3 protein-coding genes are annotated in these 1,211 nt (G+C 25.4%); 2 read left to right on the top strand and 1 reads right to left on the bottom strand.

Features of this window, described 5'->3' with window-relative positions; translation table 11 throughout:
* Positions 1–115 precede the first annotated feature (115 nt).
* The gene (locus EII23_RS11970; RefSeq protein WP_124793547.1) at positions 116–388 is read right to left on the bottom strand and encodes a hypothetical protein; all 273 of its coding nucleotides are present in this window, start codon (positions 386–388) and stop codon (positions 116–118) included.
* A gap of 176 nt (positions 389–564) precedes the next feature.
* On the opposite strand from EII23_RS11970, the gene EII23_RS11965 reads away from it, so the two are divergent.
* Positions 565–816 carry a hypothetical protein gene (locus tag EII23_RS11965; protein WP_124793546.1) on the top strand — a complete coding sequence of 84 codons (252 nt, stop codon included), beginning with the start codon at positions 565–567 and terminating at the stop codon, positions 814–816.
* A gap of 132 nt (positions 817–948) precedes the next feature.
* A partial coding sequence (locus EII23_RS11960; protein ID WP_148091270.1) for a hypothetical protein occupies positions 949–1,211 on the top strand: 263 nt, incomplete at its 3' end.

Raw genomic sequence — 1,211 nt, 5'->3', positions numbered from 1 at the left:
CAACTACTGATAATCGTAGTTGTTCTTTTTTTGCTATTTTAATACTTTTCTATATTAGTACTGTCTACATAAAATTATATCTTAAATAATAACGTTTTTATGTAAACATTAATTATCATTTTGATTTAGCTTTAATATTATTCTCTACATATTTAATTGAATGTTTAGGTATCATAATTCTACCCTCCGCATTAATCGTATCGCTATCCTTACTTTTTCTGTTTACTATTAGTAAAATTTCGTAAGTATATTCTTTTATTAAATACCCACTAAATGTTTTACCGTCTAATAAGTGTACTCTCGTAAATTTGTTATGAAAGAAAGTGTAAGCATGTTTTGGATAGTCATAATTCTTGTAGTAATCTAATCTTGCTTTATCTATTGCCATTTAAATACCTCCAATGAATAAAACAATCAGTAATCTATCAATGATTACAATATAATAATAACATAATTCTAGGTATTTAACTACCATTGTATCGGTAGAATGATATCTTATTATATGATACGATATAATTGCAGCACAAATCTACACCTATAAAGTATTTAGGAGGCAAAAATATAATGAAAAAAAATATAGAAAAATTGTTTGAAGAACATGTAGATAGATCTAAAAGTAAATCAGTTAAAATTTTTACTGATTGTAAGTATTTGCTTGATGATATGGTTTACTATTCGACAAAAGTAGATGTAAAAAGAAATAATATGGATTTAATAAGTTTAGCCATTATCGAATATGCTAAGAATCATTATCCTGATAGCTTTAACGAATGGAAAAACGGTTCATTACCTGGTCAAAGTAATAGCAATAAGTAATTTAAATTTCACAAGTATACAAAGTATTTTGTGTATACAATTTTATTGAATACACTTAGACACCGATTAAATATTGATATAAAAAAGGATGTTGCGATATGTATGCTGTAAAGAAGATGAATGGAGAAGTCCTTGAAAAAGGTGAATATACTATCAGAATTATTAGAGTTAGTCGTTTTAAAGCATATTGAGTATATTGAAAGTACTACCAATGTACTCATAAGACTTGAAAAAGGATATTATAAATACTTAAACCAGTTATCTTGCATTTTCAAGTTATCTGAAGAGTATGCTATGACACTTGAAGTTGATTGGAATTACATTGAAATTATCTTAGATATTTATAATCAAGAAAAATATATATCTAAAGAAAGTTTCATTAAAATAAAAGAGGT

Source organism: Desulfovibrio sp. OH1186_COT-070 (assembly GCF_003860215.1).
GTDB lineage: Bacteria > Desulfobacterota > Desulfovibrionia > Desulfovibrionales > Desulfovibrionaceae > Desulfovibrio.
Note: the sequence above shows the minus strand (reverse complement) of the source record. Positions and strands in the feature narration are given on the sequence as shown.

Bases quoted from the DNA above. Each gene is read 5' to 3' on its own strand.
- EII23_RS11970 (WP_124793547.1), bottom strand. From the start codon at position 388: ATGGCAATAGATAAAGCAAGATTAGATTACTACAAGAATTATGACTAT.
- EII23_RS11965 (WP_124793546.1), top strand. From the start codon at position 565: ATGAAAAAAAATATAGAAAAATTGTTTGAAGAACATGTAGATAGATCT.